Genomic DNA, 15,351 nt, shown 5'->3' with positions numbered 1-15,351 from the left:
GGGGGCGAGGGAGCGCAGGACAGAATTGCAGGGTTGGTGGAGCGAGCTGCGCTCTTCCCCTCTCCCCTTGCGGGAGAGGGTGGCTCGCCGCGCAGCGGCGAGACGGGTGAGGGGTATCTTTCCTCACGAACCGTCTCGTACCTGGAGAGATACCCCTCATCCGGCGCTTCGCGCCACCTTCTCCCGCAGGGGGAGAAGGGAAGAAGGCAAGTCACCTGAAAATATGCAGCGCCGCGTATTGCAGCAGCATGATCGCCTTGGCGTCGATGATGCGGCCATCGGCGATCATCGCCAGTGCCTCGTCGATGGAGAGCTCCAGCACTTCGATGTCCTCGCCCTCGTGCTCGAGGCCGCCGCCGTCGCTCACCCGCATGTCCGGCTCGTATTCGGCGACGAAGAAATGCAGCTTCTCGGTCACCGCGCCGGGGCTCATGAAGGCCTCGAACACCTTGTGGACGTGATGCAGGCGGTAGCCGGTCTCTTCCTCGGCCTCGGCGCGGATGCGCTCTTCCGGCGAGGCATTGTCCAGCACGCCGGCGGCCGCCTCGATCAAGAGGTCGTCGTAGCCGCGGATGAAGGCCGGCAGGCGAAATTGCTTCACCAGGATCACGGTGCGCCGGGCAAGGTTGTAGGGCAGCACGGCGGCGGCGTTGTCGCGCTCATAGGTCTCGCGGTGCTGCGTCTGCCACGCGCCATCGGCGCGCCGGTACTCGAACGTGGTGGTCTTGAGCGGCGTCCAGTTGTCCGAGAGCACGCGGACGTCCTTGATGCGGACGCGGTCGGAAATGGTCATGATCGTCTTCCGGAATCAGGTGGGAGCGCGGCCGTCGAGCCACTTCTGGAACATCACGGAGGTGGAGAGCTCGAAGCCCAGCGAATTGTAGAACGCGTTGGCCTGCTCATTCTCGCGCCGGACCAGCAGCTGGAGCTTCGATATCCCGGCTGTGCGCAGCCAGTCCTCCGCCGCCGCCATGATCGCCCTTCCATAGCCGCGCTTGCGCCCGTCGGGATCGACCGCGACGTAATAGACCCAGCCGCGGTGACCGTCATGGCCGACCATGACGGTCGAAACGATAGCGCCGTCGTCGCGGCCGACCAGAACAGTGGAATTGTCGCGCCGACGCGCCAGCGCGATGTCGGCATGCGGATCGTTCCAGGGCCGCGTCAGGCCGCAGCGCTGCCATAGCGCCACGACCGGCTCGACATCGGCGTCGTCGATCGCGTCGATCTTGAGAGCGCTCACAGCACCTTCCCCGGATTCATGATGCCCTGCGGATCGAGCATCGCCTTGATCGACCGCATCAGCTCGATCGCGGTCTTGTCCTTCACCTCGGGCAGCTCGTCGCGCTTGAGCACGCCGATGCCGTGCTCGGCCGAGATCGAGCCGCCCATGCGCAGCACGATCTCGAACACGACCGCGTTCACCTCGTGCCAACGCGCCAGATAGTCCGCCGTGTTGGCGCCGATGGGCTGGCTGACATTATAATGAAGGTTGCCGTCGCCGAGATGGCCGAACGGCACCGGCCGCGCGCCCGGGATCACCTTGACCACGGCGGCATCGGCCTCCGCGATGAAGGCGGGCACGGCGGCGACGGGCACTGAGATGTCGTGCTTGATCGAGCCGCCCTCGGGCTTCTGCGCCGCCGACATCTCCTCGCGCAACTTCCAGAAATTGTTGCGCTGGGCGAGGCTGGCCGCGATCACGGCGTCGTCGACGATCTCCTCTTCCATGGCGCGGCCGAGGATCGTCTCCAGCGGCGTGCGGGCGTCGTCACCGGGGGAGGACAGTTCCATCAGCACGTACCAAGGGTGCTTCTCCGCAAGCGGGTCGCGCACGTCGATGCCGTGGCGGACCGAGAAATCCACCGCCATCTCCGACAGCAGCTCGAAGCTCGTCAGCGTGTTGGCGGCCTCGCTCTGCGCAATCGTCAGCAGCTTCAGGGCAGCATCGGGCGATTTCAGCCCGACATAGGCGGTCTCGACCGCCCGCGGCTTCGGAAACAGTTTTAGGGTCGCCGCCGTGATGATGCCGAGCGTGCCTTCGGCGCCGATGAAGAGGTTGTGCAGATTGTAGCCGGTGTTGTCCTTCTTCAGCTTCGACAGCACGTTGAGCACGCGTCCGTCGGCGAGCACCACCTCCAGCCCCAGCGCCATCTCGCGCGCGACGCCATAGGCGAGGGCGGCGGTGCCGCCGGCATTGGTCGACAGATTGCCGCCGATGGTGCAGCTGCCTTCCGCGCCGAGCGACAGCGGAAACAGCCGGTCGACGTCGGACGCCTTCTGCTGCGCGATCTGCAGCACCACGCCGGCTTCGACCGTCATGGTGTTGGAGGCCGTGTCGACCTCGCGGATCTTGTCGAGTCGCCGCAGCGACACCACCACCTCGCCATTGTGCGGCGTCTGGCCGCCGACGAGGCCGGTGTTGCCGCCCTGCGGCACCAGCGCGATGTTGTGCGCGGAGGCGAGCTTGCAGATTTCGGAGACCTCCGCGGTCGAGCCAGGGCGCAGCACCAGCGGCGAGCGGCCGTGGAACAAATTGCGCTCCTCGGTGACGTAGGGCTCGATATCGGTCGCATCCGTGATCGCGTGGCGCTCGCCGACGATCTTGCGGAATTGTTCGATCAGCTCGGGCGCAAGCGGCGGGATGGCGGATTTGTTGATGTTCATTTTCTGGTCTCTTCTCAAGCTTCTTATCGCGCCACCGCAGCCCGGCGCAGCCGGTCGTTGATCGCCTCGCCCAGATCGACTTCGGGAATCGGCATCACTGCGATCGACCGCGGGCTCCTTGCATCCAGGCTGCGAAGATAGCCGAACAGATTGGCGGCGGCTTCATCGAGATCACCGGCGGGCGACAGATTCATGACGGCCGAGGCAGCGTCAAGGCCGGGCAGGCGTGCGGGGCCGAACGCCAGCAGCGCTTCATCAGGCGCAACATCCCGCGCGTTGAGCCGCACATTGGCGCGCGGCGCGTAGTGCGAGGCCAGCATCCCCGGCGCCAGCGGCTGGCTGTCGTCGCTGCCGGCCTCCATCGGGGGGCGCGCCAGCGGTACGCCCAGAACCGCCTCGATTCGCTCGCGCGACAGCCCGCCGGGCCGGAGCAGCATCGGCTCCTCGAAGCAGCCGACGATGGTCGATTCGACGCCGACCGTAACCGGCCCGCCGTCGACGATCAGGTCGATCCGCCCGGCAAGGTCGCTTTCGACATGCGCGGCCTCGGTCGGGGAGACATGGCCGGAGATATTTGCCGACGGCGCCACCACGGCCCCGCCGAACGCGCGCAGGATCGCCTCGGCCACCGGATGGGCGGGAACGCGGATCGCGACGGTGTCGAGGCCCGCAGTGGCGAGATCCGCCACCGGGCAGTCGTCGGTCTTCGGCACCACCAGGGTCAGCGGCCCCGGCCAGAACGCCTCCGCAAGCCGTCTGGCGCGAGCGTCGAACCGGCCGATCCGCTCTGCGGCCGCGAGATCGGCGACATGGGCGATCAGCGGATTGAAGGCCGGACGCCCCTTGGCGCTGTAGATATGGGCAACGGCCGTGGCATTGGCGGCATCCGCGCCGAGCCCGTAGACCGTCTCGGTCGGAAACGCGACCAGCCCGCCGGCGGCCAAGGTCCGGGCGGCGGCTTCCGCGCCGGCCGTGCCGGCCGGTAAAATCAGCGTTTCAAGACCCGTTTTCACAGGGACAAAATTCCTCAACTCGGCCGCTTGCGGTGCGCCAAACCCGACGCTATAAGCCGCCTTCTTGTCGGAGTGTGGCTCAGCCCGGTAGAGCACTGCGTTCGGGACGCAGGGGTCGCAGGTTCGAATCCTGCCACTCCGACCATTCTTCCAAAAGTCGACGTTTTCCAAAGGCTTGGCGGACCGGCCGCCAAGGCCTTGGGACGCCTTTCTGCAACGATTTTCCGGGCGGGTCCACGGCCGATTTGGCTGGGCAGGACGGCATTTGCGGAAAGCACGGCTCCGCGCCGGATCCGACGGCGCGGCTGTTGAGCCAGCGTCGCCGCCTCCGCTCTTGCCGCGGTAGGTCAGAGGACGACCGCCGCGCCAGCCGGCACCTCGATCCGCAACACCATCATCCCGCGTCCGCGCCGACCCCGTGCACCTTGCCGCGCGCGATCACCATCCGGTGCTGCGTCCGGAACCGGCCTCGTCCACCTGCCATCAACCATCCACTCAATCCGAGGTGAGGTCATCATCTCACTTCGCGTCTCGCGCGAATTGAGGCAAACGTGAAGGTTTACAATCTCCGATTGCTCACGCCGCGCGACGACCATCGCGCCTCGCGATCGCCAGCGCAAAGACATCTCGACGTCACGGGATCATCACTCTCTGCGCAAAGTGACATGCGATGGATGTCGGCAACGGGGCGGCGGACAAGATCGGTTCCCTACATCGCTGAAATGATCAGGCTGCTTGCGCAGCAGCGCAGTCGGCGTGCCGTCGCATCGGCACAGCGGGTGCGTCGATTCGCGCGCGAAGCGAATCTGAATCGTGACAGTTTTGTTCCGTCGCGGAACTCGAATGAAGGAGCATCATAGATGTGCGCGAACAGCTGAAAATTTAGGCGATAGCCTGACAATTTTAGCTTTCTTCAAGTCGGTTTTCTTTAGGAGTGACTGCCAGTCTGCGCTCCATGGAAATGGGGGCGTTCTAAATGTCGAACGAGACGGTTACCACTGCATCGAGCTTTCTGAATTCTCTCGGTATCAACACCAATGCGGGCGCCTACACGGACGCCTACACAAACTCCAGTCAGATCATCAACAGTCTGAACTATCTGGGCATCAGTCACGTCCGCGACTCCTACAACGCAATGGGGCACGCAAACGCCGTCATCGACGCGCTTGCCAATGCGGGTGTCTCCTTCGATTTTCGCGTGGCCTACACGCTGCCGGAACAGGGCAGCGCCGGGCTGGCCGCCTATGTCGCCGCTCTTGCCGAGTTCAAGGCGGAGCACCCGGGCATGCTGCTGTCGATCGAAGGCATCAACGAAGCCAATCTCAACGACTTCTCCTATAACGGGCTGACCTCGCTTGAAGGCGCCGCGGCATTCCAGCAGGCGCTCTATACGGCCGTGAAGGGCAACGCCGCGCTCAGCGACGTCACCGTCGTCAATTTCAGCATCGGCTACCAGACCGATGCGACGAACGCCCAGGTCGGCGACATGAGCGCCTATTCGGACGCGGCGAACGCCCACGTCTACGTGCAGACCGGCGCGCTCGCCGACGCGCAGATCGAGGACGATCTTCGTCTGGCCGAGAATATCTCGACGAACGATCCGGTCATCGTGACGGAAACCGGCTATACGACGTTGACGAGCACCATGGGCATCGGCGCGAACGAGGATGCGCAGGCGAAGCTGGTGCTCTCCAACCTGCTGCTGGCGTATGAGAATGGGTCATCCGCCACGTATATCTACGAGCTGTTCGACTCGCCGTCGTCGGCGACCCGCGGCGACAAGGAAGCCCATTTCGGCCTGTTCAACACCGATGGCACGCCGAAGGAAGCCGCTGTCGCACTTCACAATCTGACGACCATCCTCGGCCACGGCGACAACGGCACCGCCCATACCGGCACGGATCTGAGCTACACGCTCTCCAACGCGCCCAGCAACACCCATACGATGGTGATGAACAAGTCGGGCAGCGTCAGCGACCTCGTCGTTTGGGCCGATACGCGCGTCTGGGACAGCGCGAGCCAGACCGAGATCGTCACGCCGGTGACGTCCGTGACCATCCAGTTCGGGCAGGTGGAAGGCGTCGTCTACGTCTATGACCCGCTGCAGGGTACGGATCCGATTGCGACCTATTATAATACGAGCTCGATCCAGGTCGGTCTCAGCGATCATCCGCTGGTGATCGAAGTCCGCGCGTCGTCGGCCGTGGGCGAAGCCCCGACGACGGTCGACAGCGAGCTCACGATGACGTCGGCCCAGTTCGTCGCGCAGATGGACACCCTGGTGAATGCCTCCGGGCTGGAAAAGGTGACCTTGAGCGACTCGCATGTTCTGGCCGTCTCGTCGACCGAGACCATGCAATATGCCATCGCCCATTATGGCAGCCTGCTGTCAAAGATCGACGGCGGCTTTTCCTTCTCCGTCACCTGGAGCGGCGTCGGCTGGACCAAGGAGCAGGATTTCGATGCCGCGGGTACCCTGACCGAGACCACCGTTTGGGGCTACGACAGCAGCGGCGCTCTGGTCTCGAAAAGCATCACGATGGCCGACGGGCAGCTCGACTATTACCACTACGGCATCACCGGCGAGGCCTACACGTCGCAGCACACGGCCTACGACGCCAGCGGCAATGTCACGGTGATCGAGCGCTTCCACGCCGATGGCAGCTATCAGTACAAGGCGACGTACAACGCCGACGGTTCCAAGGTTTACGACTACTACAACAGCGCCGGTGCGCTGACCTCGGAAGTCAGCCTGACCTCGTCCAGCACGGTCACGACCACCTATGACGCCGCGACCGGATACAAGCTCCAGGTCCATACCGCCAATGCGGACGGCAGCGCCGACAACAAGGTCTACGCCAACGGCGTGCTGATGAAGGACAACGTCCTTCACACGGACGGCTCGTCCGAGGTCTACGTCTACAACATCGCCGGCCAGGCCTACACGTCGACCCATCAGGTGACCGACGCCGGCGGCAAGGTGACGCTGATCGAGCGCTTCCATTCCGACGGCAGCTACCAATACAAGGCTGCCTATAACAGCGACGGTTCCAAGGTCTACGACTACTACACGAGCACGGGTGTTCGCAGCTCCGAGGTGGTCATCACCTCGACCGCCACCACGACGACGACCTATGACACCGCGACGGGCAACAAGCTCGTCGTCTACACGGCCAACGTGGACGGCAGCGCCGACAACAAGGTCTACACCAACGGCGTGCTGACGAAGGACAACGTCCTCCACAAGGACGGCTCGTCCGAAGTCTATGTCTATCAAATCACCGGGCAGTCCTACACCTCGACCCATCAGGTCACCGACGCCAGCGGCAAGGTGACGCTGATCGAGCGTTTCCACGCCGACGGCAGCTACCAGTACAAGGTGACCTACAATTCGGACGGCTCGAAGGTCTACGACTACTATACGAGCGCGGGCGCTCACAGTAACCAGGTGGTCACCACCTCGACCGGCACCACGACGACGACCTATGACACGGCGACCGGCAACAAGCTCGTCGTCTACACGGCCAATGTCGACGGCAGCGCCGACAACAAGGTCTATACCAACGGCGTGCTGATGAAGGACAACGTCCGCAACAAGGACGGCTCGTCCGAGGTCTACATCTACAACATCGCTGGGCAGTCCTACACGACGACCCACCAGGTGAGCGACGCCAGCGGCAAGGTGACGCTGATCGAGCGCTTCCACGCCGACGGCAGCTACCAGTACAAGGTGACCTACAACGCGGACGGCTCGAAGGTCTACGACTACTACACCAGTGCAGGCGTTCGCAGTTCCGAGGTGGTGGTCACCTCGACCGCCACCGCGACGACGACCTATGACACGGCGACGGGCAACAAGCTCGTGGTCTACACGGCCTATGTCGGCGGCGGCGCCGACAACAAGGTCTATACCAACGGCGTGCTGATGAAGGACAACGTCCTCCACAAGGACGGCTCGGCCGAAGTCTACATCTACAACATCACCGGCCAGTCCTACACGTCGACCCATCAGGTGGGCGACGCCAGCGGCAATGTGACGCTGATCGAGCGTTTCCACGCCGACGGCAGCTATCAGTACAAGGTGGCCTACAATGCCGACGGCTCCAAGGTCTACGACTACTATACGAGCGCGGGGCTCCACAGCTCCGAGGTGACCGTCACGTCGGCCAGCACCACCACGACGACCTACGATACCGCGACCGGCTACAAGGTCACGGACTACATTGCCTATGCGGACGGCAGCGCGGAGAACAAGACCTACACCGGCGGCGTGCTGACGAAGGACAACGTCCTTCACAAGGACGGCTCGTCGGACGCCTATGTCTACCAGATCACCGGCCAATCCTACACGTCGACGCATCAGACCAGCGACGCCAGCGGCAACGTCACGCTGATCGAACGCTTCCATGCCGACGGCAGCTACGACTACAAGGCGGTGTACAATTCCGATGGCTCCAAGCTCTACGACTACTACAACAGCGGCGGCAAATTGAGCACGGAGGTCTCGGTCATCTCGACCGGCACCACGACGACGACCTATGACACGGGGACCGGCAACAAGCTGACCGAGTACACGTCTAACGTAGACGGCAGCGCGGAGAACAAGACCTATACGGGCGGCGTGCTGACCAAGGACAATATCGTCCACAAGGACGGTGCGACGGACGCCTATGTCTATCAAATCACCGGCCAGTCCTACGCCTCGACCCACCAGGCCTACGATGCCGGCGGCAACGTGACGCTCATCGAGCGGCTCCATGCCGACGGCAGCTACGACTACCTGGAGAAGCACAACACGGACGGCAGCAAGGACATCTCCAACTATTCCAGCACCGGAGCGATCCTCAACCACACGCTGGTCAAGGCCGACGGCTCCCGCGCCGTCGACTATTACAGCCAGGATGGGACCGGCGACGTCCGCACCGACACCATGGATGTCAGCGGCAATCTGACGATGCGTGAATATACCCACACCAGCGGGGCCCACGAGGTCTATGCCTATGCCGACAATCTGAAGCTTGACGGCGGTACGGGCAACGACACCTTCTACTTCCGCACCACCAACGGCGGCACGGTGACCTATCAGGGCGGCAACGACACGATCTACAGCTTCAACACCGATACCTCCGCCGGCACGGACAAGATCGCGATCAGCACCTCTCTTGCTGCAAGCTTCAACGATCTTCACATGGCCCAGCAGGGTACGGATGTGCTGATCACGCTGGACAGCCATGATACGATCCTGATCAAGGGATCCACGGTCGCCAACCTTCACAGCGACTACTTCATGTTCTCGTAACGGCGGGCCGGTACCGATGGCCCGGCGCAGTGCGCCGGGTCGGGGTTACCGCCGCGACACCAGCACGCCGACCAAAAACGCCACCATCAGCGACGGCAGCGGTGCCTCGCGCACCATGCCGCGCACGATGTCCGTCCAGTGCTGCTCCGGAGCCAGCCTTGGCGACCTGACTTCAGGCGTCGGCGGAATGTCCCAGCCGGATGTTGTCGACGTACCGCCCACATTCGCACTGGGGAGCGATGCCAAGGCGTATTCATTGGTACGACAAGCTGCGAAGTACACTTCAAGAACGAAAGCGGCGTCGCCGGCCCCGGCCAATCAAAACAGCGACTCGATTGGAAAGGGTGTCAATGGTGGGTCGAATAATGACTCTTCAATTCTAGACGCCCGTGGCCTTCTGCCACTATCTTTGCTGTAGATTCGCTGATCGTCAGGATGAGCATTCGGACTAGGAAAATCATGGTCGCTAGGGGCAACAAGCAAGTTTGGGATTATCTCGATTACTACCTCTCCTTGGCACACTCCCCGCGCTATGCAGTTCTTATTTCAGGTCCATGGGGTGTCGGTAAGACGCACTTGCTGAAGGCGTTCCTAAGAGAGAAATTTGGCGAGGACGCCAAGGCTTACATATACGTAAGTCTCTATGGTCTCTCAAACCTCGATGAGATCGATGACGCTTTATTTCAGGCGGCCTTTCCTGCATTGACCGGGACGGGAGCCAAAGTGGTAGGGCGCGTCGCTAAGGCCGGTCTCAAGTTCTTGAAGTTCGATCCGGGCGACTGGAATATCAAGGAATTTCTCAGCAAGTTTAACGCCAAGATCTACGTGTTTGACGACCTCGAAAGATGCGAAGCGCCGATCAATAGCGTCCTCGGCTATATCAATCAATTTGTCGAGCATGCCCGTTCCACCTCCTGGCGGATTCCTTCCAGCCCCAGTTGAAGGCTGGGGCGGTCTTGGCATCCACGAACATGAATCCCCAGAGTACAAATTGCTACACTCATATCTGACCGCCGCCTTGCGGCGAACGGCAGAGGAGGCATATCCCACGTACGCGAAAAATCTGTTGTCCGACTTGAAGGTCGATGTCCAGTTATTCTTTCAGCGCCTCTGTTGGACGAACGATGCCAGGGATCAGCATGTGAATGCTCCGGTGCTCGCGAAGATCGATGTGAACGAATTTGTCGCCGCCTATCTAGCTCTCCATCCCAATGATCAGCGAGTGGTCATGTTGGCTCTCAAGGGACGGTACGAGGGTGGGCAGCTGGAAGGCGAACTTGAGGACGAGAAGCCGTGGATCACAGCCGTTCGTAGGGAGCTGGTAGCGCGGATGCCCGGATTGAGTGCGATCTCGAAATATCGTCTGCAGAAGCAGATCGAGTGGTATCTAAAGGCAATCGGGACCTAATACTTTTCGCGCGGCTACCGACTTTGACTTGCAACATTCTCATAACCAAGGCCGCCTGTTGACCAGGATCGACCTTATCGACCCAGCGCTCTTTGGCTTGGGAGATTCGGACGGCCGAATAGAAGTGATTCTGTACGCGTGGCTTGGCGCGTCCTCTACCGCCGCGCCACCAGCACGCCGACCAGGAACGCCACCATCAGCGACGGCAGCGGTGCCTCGCGCACCATGCCGCGCACGATGTCCGTCCAGTGCTGCTCCGGAACCAGCCTCGGCGACTTGACTTCAGGCGTCGGCGGAATGTCCCAACTCGAGGCGAGCTCGGCGATCTCGCTTTGCGCGAGTTGCACGCCGTCGCGCACACGGAAGATGGCCGCCCCCGATCGCTCGCGCGGCGCGAGCGCCATCAGCGTCGCGATCGCCGTGCGCAACGTCATCTCGCCAAAACCCTGCAGCCTGACCGATTCCTCGGGGTCGGACGTCATGTGATCACCCCCTCACAGCGCGAAATGGCGCGCGATGGTGAAGGCTGCCGTCGCGCACAGGACCAGCGTGGATACCGCGCCGGCCACGCCGCGCGCGAGATGGGCTCGCGTCAGGTGCCTGGTCATGATCTTGCTCCATGCTCAGCATGGAAATCGCGGTCCGCGCCGTTGGTTCCTTGCGCGGCGCGCGAATCGGCGGTTGCGTAGGATGGGTAGAGCCCTTGCGAAACCCATCACTTTTCCCGCGTGGGTCGATGGGTTTCGCTTCGCTCTACCCATCCTACGAGTCGCCAAATCGACCTACTTCCGCAGCAGCTCGCTCAACGCCGCCGTCGCCTCGGCGCAGCGGATGTCGTCGATCTCGCGCGAGAGGTTGATCGCGCTCGATCTGAGCTCTTCGAGCCTCCAGCTGGACGGGTGCTGATTTTCGAGTTGGCTGAGACGCTTGTTCAGATCGTCCAGCCTGGACTGGAGCTGCCCGATGCTGGCGGCCCCATTCACTTTCCAAACGCGTTGTGCGCGCATCGTTATTCCCCTGATAGTCTCACGGCGTTGTGAGAGCGGTTCATGGCCGCAATGGGAGTTTCTTTTGTCCGGCTTCAGACGGTGGGGAACCGTTGCAGATTGGCAACGAAAGTTCCTGGACGGCGTGTGCAGGCTGGCTCTCGGTTGCGCGGTGCGCCTCGTCGGCGCGGAATCTGCATGTGCGCGGTCGCGGCGGCGCGGGCGGCGCAGGTCCTGAAGATCGAAGGCCGGAAGAGCAAAGGAAAGACGCGTGGCGAGATTTGTGAACGTCGCGGCCGGCCAGCTTGGCCCGGTTGCGAGGCGCGAGAGCAGGACCGAGGTCGTGGCGCGCCTGATGGCATTGATGCGGCAGGCCGGGGCCAACGGCTGCGACCTGATCGTCTATCCCGAGCTCGCGCTCACCACCTTTTTTCCGCGCTGGTATTTCGAGGATCAGGCCGAGATCGACCGCTTTTTCGAGCGCGAGATGCCGGGGCCGGAGACGCGCGCGCTGTTCGAGCTCGGCCACGAGCTCGGCATCGGATTTTACCTCGGCTATGCCGAGCTGACGGTCGAGTCCGGCATCGTCAGGCGCTACAATACCTCCATTCTCGTCGACAAGAGCGGCGCGATCGTCGCGAAGTACCGCAAGGTCCATCTGCCCGGCCATGCCGAGCACGAGCCATGGCGTGAATTCCAGCACCTGGAGAAGCGCTATTTCGAACCCGGCAGCGGCTTCGGCGTGGTCGATGCCTTCGGCGGCGTGATGGGAATGGCGATCTGCAACGACCGCCGCTGGAGCGAGACCTATCGCGTGATGGGCTTGCAGGGCGTCGAGATGGTGATGATCGGCTACAACACGCCGGTGCACAATCCGCCGGCACCGGAGCACGACGACCTCTCGCTGTTCCACAATCATCTGGTGATGCAGTCCGGCGCCTATCAGAACGGCACCTTCGTGGTGGGCGTCGCCAAGGCCGGCGTCGAGGAGGGCGTCGACCACATCGGCGGCAGTTGCATCATCGCGCCCTCGGGCGAGATCATCGCGCGCTGCACGACCAAGGGCGACGAGATCGCGCTCGCCCGCTGCGATCTCGATCTCTGCAATTCCTACAAGCGCACGACGTTCAATTTCGACGTCCACCGCCAGCCGCAGGCCTATGGCATGATCGTGGAGCGGAAGGGTGTGACGACGATGGCGGATGGGTCGGCGGTGAAGGGTTGAGGCGCCTGTAGCCCGGATGGAGCGAAGCGAAATCCGGGGCCGCTCGCCCGGCAATTGGCACTTTCCCGGATGACGCTGCGCTCCATCCGGGCTACGGGGCCGGCCTGTGTCGCCGCCTGTCAATCCGCTTCCACAAAAATATTCCACTTTACCGAAATTCGGAAATGGCGTACGTGTCGCCCATCCCGGCTCATCCTTGAGGGGCGATCATGTGGTCGTCGTTTTCGCGAGCCGGGCTTGCGGTGGACGCGGCAGCGTCGGGCGCGAAGGCTTGAGGGCAGGGCGGATTGCTCTCCGTGAGCCCGAGGCCTCGCGCGGACGAACGGCGCTGACAGGTTCGTCTCGCCAAGGGGACGGCGGCAACGTGCACAACGTCGTCGGATCCCGCGGCGAATAGGACGGACCGCGCGTGCGGCAAAACCGTGTGGTCCTGGCCGTCGTTGCTACGGCCAAGCTCTTGCGGAGGCGGCGATCGCGTCAACCGGCGCGGCGCCGGTGAATTTCGTGAGAGCGAGGGAGGCCAGAGGGAACTCGGCTCCCGGGAGAGCACGGCATAAGCCGTCCGACCATCGCGCAGGGAAGGCCGAGTGATTGGCTCCACCTGTATGCTGCTGTGCGGTTCTTCCTGCGCGTGCCTTTTGCGCAGCGGACCGCGGGTGCGAGGTCAGCACCCGGCCTTCCCTGCGCCCTCTTGGCTTTTGAGGGTGGAGTGATCAGGCAAAGCTCGGGCGAATCGCGCCGCGAGGCTGCGAAGGCGTGTCTGCGAGGTCGTAGGATGGGTAGAGCACTTGCGAAACCCATCACGTTCCGGCGGGCCAGATGCGTGATGGGTTTCGCTTCGCTCTACCCATCCTACGAGTGCATGTCGGAGAACTGCAGTGCTGCCAAACACTCCGTCATTGCGAGCGCAGCGACTTGTCCGCCGAAGCCTTTGGCGAAGGCGGAAGCAATCCAGAATCCCACCGCCGAAAGACTCTGGATTGCTTCGCTGCGCTCGCAATGACGATTGTGAAGCAGCTTGCCAAACACCCCGGCCTCGTAGGGTGGGCAAAGCGAAGCGTGCCCACGATCAAGCGCATCGTGACGGGATTCGTGGGCACGGCGCTTCGCGCCTTTGCCCACCCTACGGCACCGCGGCTGGTTGCTTCCGCCTTCGCCAAAGGCCGCGGCGGAAAAGTCGCTATGACGAGCCGAAAGAGTGCCCGTCACTCGCCGTTCTCGTGCCCCGGACGCAGCGCCCCGGCGATGCGTTGCAGAGTGCAGTGCCGCTATTTCCCGATGATGTCGAGCTGCACATGACCGCGAATCACGCCGCAAGCCTTGCCGAATTTTCCCGCCCGGAGGCGGGACGCGCCTCATCCCTGGCTCGCCACGCGCGCGCGGTCGAGATGCTCCTCGATCTTGGGACGGTCGCGGGTGCGCTCGAAACTGGTGCAGAGCAGCTCCGTCTCCTCGAGCGAAACAGGGGCGCGATACAACCGGCACATGAACTCGGCGGTTGTACGTCCCTTTGCGGCGGCCGGGCCGATGCCCGGGCCGCGCTCGGCCAGAAACATGCAGTCGCGGCAGATGCTGGCGTCGAGACGCTGATGCGCTGCGTCGAGGTGATTGAGAATCTCCCGCAGCGAGTCGCGCAAGCGAATGCACTCGTCGGTCCCGAGCGACGTGACCGCGTTCACCACGTGGTTGATCGGGTCGTGCTGACTGAGACACTTCTCGCCCTGCGCGGTGACGTGAAGCACCACGGAACGCTTGTCCTCATGCGAGGGCTTGCGCACGAGAAAGGACTTGCCCTCCAGCGTTTTCACGATCTGCGATGCAGTCGCCCTGGTGGCGCCGATGAAGCCGGCGAGCGCGGACGGTGTGCGCGAAAACCTGTTGGCGCGGCCGAGGAAACGCAGCGCCATCCATTCCCGATCGCGCAATCCATGCTGATTGCCTTCGAAATACCAAGCCCGCGCCGCCTGAACCAGCAGCTCGACGGCCTCTCTTGCCAACGGCATGGATTCCTACCTCGCCCCGGGAATGTCGTGTGTCGCGGCCCGAAGCCGCTCTTCGCCATGACGCACGAATTTGCCGCAAGAAGCCTGGCGACCGGCGACGTGCGATGCGCACGTCGTGTCGGGCTCTTGTGCGAAGGCCTGCACTGCTGCTCGTCCGGTTTGGACCGAAGGGCGCCACGAAGTCCGGCGCCAGAGACTATGCCGCTGATGGTATGCCAACCGCGACGCCGTCGAACGCAAGCCCGAGTTGCCGTCACTGCCGGACGATGGATCGGAATTGTTCAACCGAAGCCCCTGAAGTTCAAGTCTCACGCAGACGTTTCTTATCTTCCGCCCGAAACGATGAATGAGCTTCTCAACAAAATCAAGTAGAGAGGCTCTCGCTGACTGGGTGTCGTTGCAGACGAATGTAACGTTCAAGACAATCTCGCTCTTACGGACACATGATAGTGAACGCAATACGTTGTCCTGCAACAGCATGCGCGCAACTATACGACGGTTTGATTGCACGACATGTTGTTGTCCGTCGGTGATGCAAATTGATCGATGCTTGTGCACGACCGGGACACTACGCATCGACGAGTCATCCACAACTTGTGGGTTCTACGGGGAAATCGCCCGAGGGAACCCGCAGGAATTGCACGTGGCGGTTGTTGTGGGCGCGATTCGGAGAATCGGGGATTCTGCCGCCTTCCCGCCGGCCATGCTCATCCGACCGGTTGAGGTGCCACGCGCGCGGAAGCGATGGCC

13 protein-coding genes and 1 tRNA gene are annotated in these 15,351 nt (G+C 62.8%); 5 read left to right on the top strand and 9 right to left on the bottom strand.

From position 1 onward, the window contains the following. Positions 1–211: 211 nt before the first annotated feature. Genes JQ617_RS38330 through JQ617_RS38315 form a run of 4 tightly spaced genes read right to left on the bottom strand, consistent with a single transcriptional unit; the run spans position 212 to position 3,680 of the window. The gene (locus JQ617_RS38330) at positions 212–793 is read right to left on the bottom strand and encodes an NUDIX hydrolase (protein WP_063691850.1); all 582 of its coding nucleotides are present in this window, start codon (positions 791–793) and stop codon (positions 212–214) included. Positions 794–808: 15 nt separating this feature from the next. Next, positions 809–1,243 carry a GNAT family acetyltransferase gene (locus JQ617_RS38325; RefSeq protein ID WP_212030874.1) on the bottom strand — a complete coding sequence of 145 codons (435 nt, stop codon included), beginning with the start codon at positions 1,241–1,243 and terminating at the stop codon, positions 809–811. Beyond that, positions 1,240–2,667 (bottom strand): FAD-binding oxidoreductase, encoded by a 1,428-nt coding sequence (locus JQ617_RS38320; protein WP_212030873.1) that lies wholly within the window; start codon positions 2,665–2,667, stop codon positions 1,240–1,242. Before JQ617_RS38320 ends, JQ617_RS38325 begins: the two co-directional genes overlap by 4 nt. A gap of 23 nt (positions 2,668–2,690) precedes the next feature. Further along, positions 2,691–3,680 carry an L-threonylcarbamoyladenylate synthase gene (locus tag JQ617_RS38315; RefSeq protein ID WP_212030872.1) on the bottom strand — a complete coding sequence of 330 codons (990 nt, stop codon included), beginning with the start codon at positions 3,678–3,680 and terminating at the stop codon, positions 2,691–2,693. Positions 3,681–3,748: 68 nt separating this feature from the next. On the opposite strand from JQ617_RS38315, the gene JQ617_RS38310 reads away from it, so the two are divergent. Together JQ617_RS38310 and JQ617_RS38305 are read left to right on the top strand one after the other, a co-directional pair. Then, a tRNA-Pro gene (locus JQ617_RS38310) sits at positions 3,749–3,825 on the top strand. Between the two features lie 831 nt (positions 3,826–4,656). Beyond that, a complete protein-coding gene (locus JQ617_RS38305) occupies positions 4,657–8,979 on the top strand; it encodes a hypothetical protein (RefSeq protein ID WP_212030871.1) in 4,323 nt (1,440 codons plus the stop codon). Between the two features lie 45 nt (positions 8,980–9,024). Here JQ617_RS38305 and JQ617_RS38300 read toward each other — a convergent pair whose 3' ends face one another. Then, positions 9,025–9,225, bottom strand: coding sequence for a hypothetical protein (locus tag JQ617_RS38300; protein ID WP_212030923.1), 201 nt, complete (start codon positions 9,223–9,225; stop codon positions 9,025–9,027). A gap of 213 nt (positions 9,226–9,438) precedes the next feature. On the opposite strand from JQ617_RS38300, the gene JQ617_RS38295 reads away from it, so the two are divergent. Together JQ617_RS38295 and JQ617_RS38290 are read left to right on the top strand one after the other, a co-directional pair. Further along, the gene (locus JQ617_RS38295) at positions 9,439–9,921 is read left to right on the top strand and encodes a P-loop NTPase fold protein (protein ID WP_212030870.1); all 483 of its coding nucleotides are present in this window, start codon (positions 9,439–9,441) and stop codon (positions 9,919–9,921) included. A gap of 124 nt (positions 9,922–10,045) precedes the next feature. Next, complete coding sequence (locus tag JQ617_RS38290) at positions 10,046–10,387, top strand: hypothetical protein (protein WP_212030869.1); 342 nt, start codon at positions 10,046–10,048, stop codon at positions 10,385–10,387. Positions 10,388–10,542: 155 nt separating this feature from the next. Here JQ617_RS38290 and JQ617_RS38285 read toward each other — a convergent pair whose 3' ends face one another. Further along, complete coding sequence (locus JQ617_RS38285; protein ID WP_212030868.1) at positions 10,543–10,869, bottom strand: hypothetical protein; 327 nt, start codon at positions 10,867–10,869, stop codon at positions 10,543–10,545. 300 nt (positions 10,870–11,169) lie between these two features. Next, positions 11,170–11,394, bottom strand: a complete 225-nt coding sequence (locus tag JQ617_RS38280) for a hypothetical protein (protein WP_063691831.1) — start codon at positions 11,392–11,394, stop codon at positions 11,170–11,172. A gap of 250 nt (positions 11,395–11,644) precedes the next feature. On the opposite strand from JQ617_RS38280, the gene JQ617_RS38275 reads away from it, so the two are divergent. Beyond that, the gene (locus tag JQ617_RS38275; protein WP_212030867.1) at positions 11,645–12,598 is read left to right on the top strand and encodes an N-carbamoyl-D-amino-acid hydrolase; all 954 of its coding nucleotides are present in this window, start codon (positions 11,645–11,647) and stop codon (positions 12,596–12,598) included. Between the two features lie 852 nt (positions 12,599–13,450). On the opposite strand, the gene JQ617_RS38270 is transcribed toward JQ617_RS38275, so the two are convergent. After that, a complete protein-coding gene (locus JQ617_RS38270) occupies positions 13,451–13,627 on the bottom strand; it encodes a hypothetical protein (RefSeq protein WP_212030866.1) in 177 nt (58 codons plus the stop codon). A 326-nt stretch (positions 13,628–13,953) separates the two neighbouring features. Further along, the gene (locus JQ617_RS38265) at positions 13,954–14,601 is read right to left on the bottom strand and encodes a MarR family winged helix-turn-helix transcriptional regulator (protein WP_063690074.1); all 648 of its coding nucleotides are present in this window, start codon (positions 14,599–14,601) and stop codon (positions 13,954–13,956) included. Between the last annotated feature and the right edge of the window lie 750 nt (positions 14,602–15,351).

Source organism: Bradyrhizobium sp. KB893862 SZCCT0404, from assembly GCF_018130885.1.
Lineage (GTDB): Bacteria > Pseudomonadota > Alphaproteobacteria > Rhizobiales > Xanthobacteraceae > Bradyrhizobium > Bradyrhizobium stylosanthis.
This window is presented reverse-complemented; position numbering and strand designations above follow the sequence as displayed.

Bases quoted from the DNA above. Each gene is read 5' to 3' on its own strand.
- JQ617_RS38265 (WP_063690074.1), bottom strand. From the start codon at position 14,601: ATGCCGTTGGCAAGAGAGGCCGTCGAGCTGCTGGTTCAGGCGGCGCGG.
- JQ617_RS38295 (WP_212030870.1), top strand. From the start codon at position 9,439: ATGGTCGCTAGGGGCAACAAGCAAGTTTGGGATTATCTCGATTACTAC.
- JQ617_RS38280 (WP_063691831.1), bottom strand. From the start codon at position 11,394: ATGCGCGCACAACGCGTTTGGAAAGTGAATGGGGCCGCCAGCATCGGG.
- JQ617_RS38305 (WP_212030871.1), top strand. From the start codon at position 4,657: ATGTCGAACGAGACGGTTACCACTGCATCGAGCTTTCTGAATTCTCTC.
- JQ617_RS38330 (WP_063691850.1), bottom strand. From the start codon at position 793: ATGACCATTTCCGACCGCGTCCGCATCAAGGACGTCCGCGTGCTCTCG.
- JQ617_RS38320 (WP_212030873.1), bottom strand. From the start codon at position 2,667: ATGAACATCAACAAATCCGCCATCCCGCCGCTTGCGCCCGAGCTGATC.
- JQ617_RS38285 (WP_212030868.1), bottom strand. From the start codon at position 10,869: ATGACGTCCGACCCCGAGGAATCGGTCAGGCTGCAGGGTTTTGGCGAG.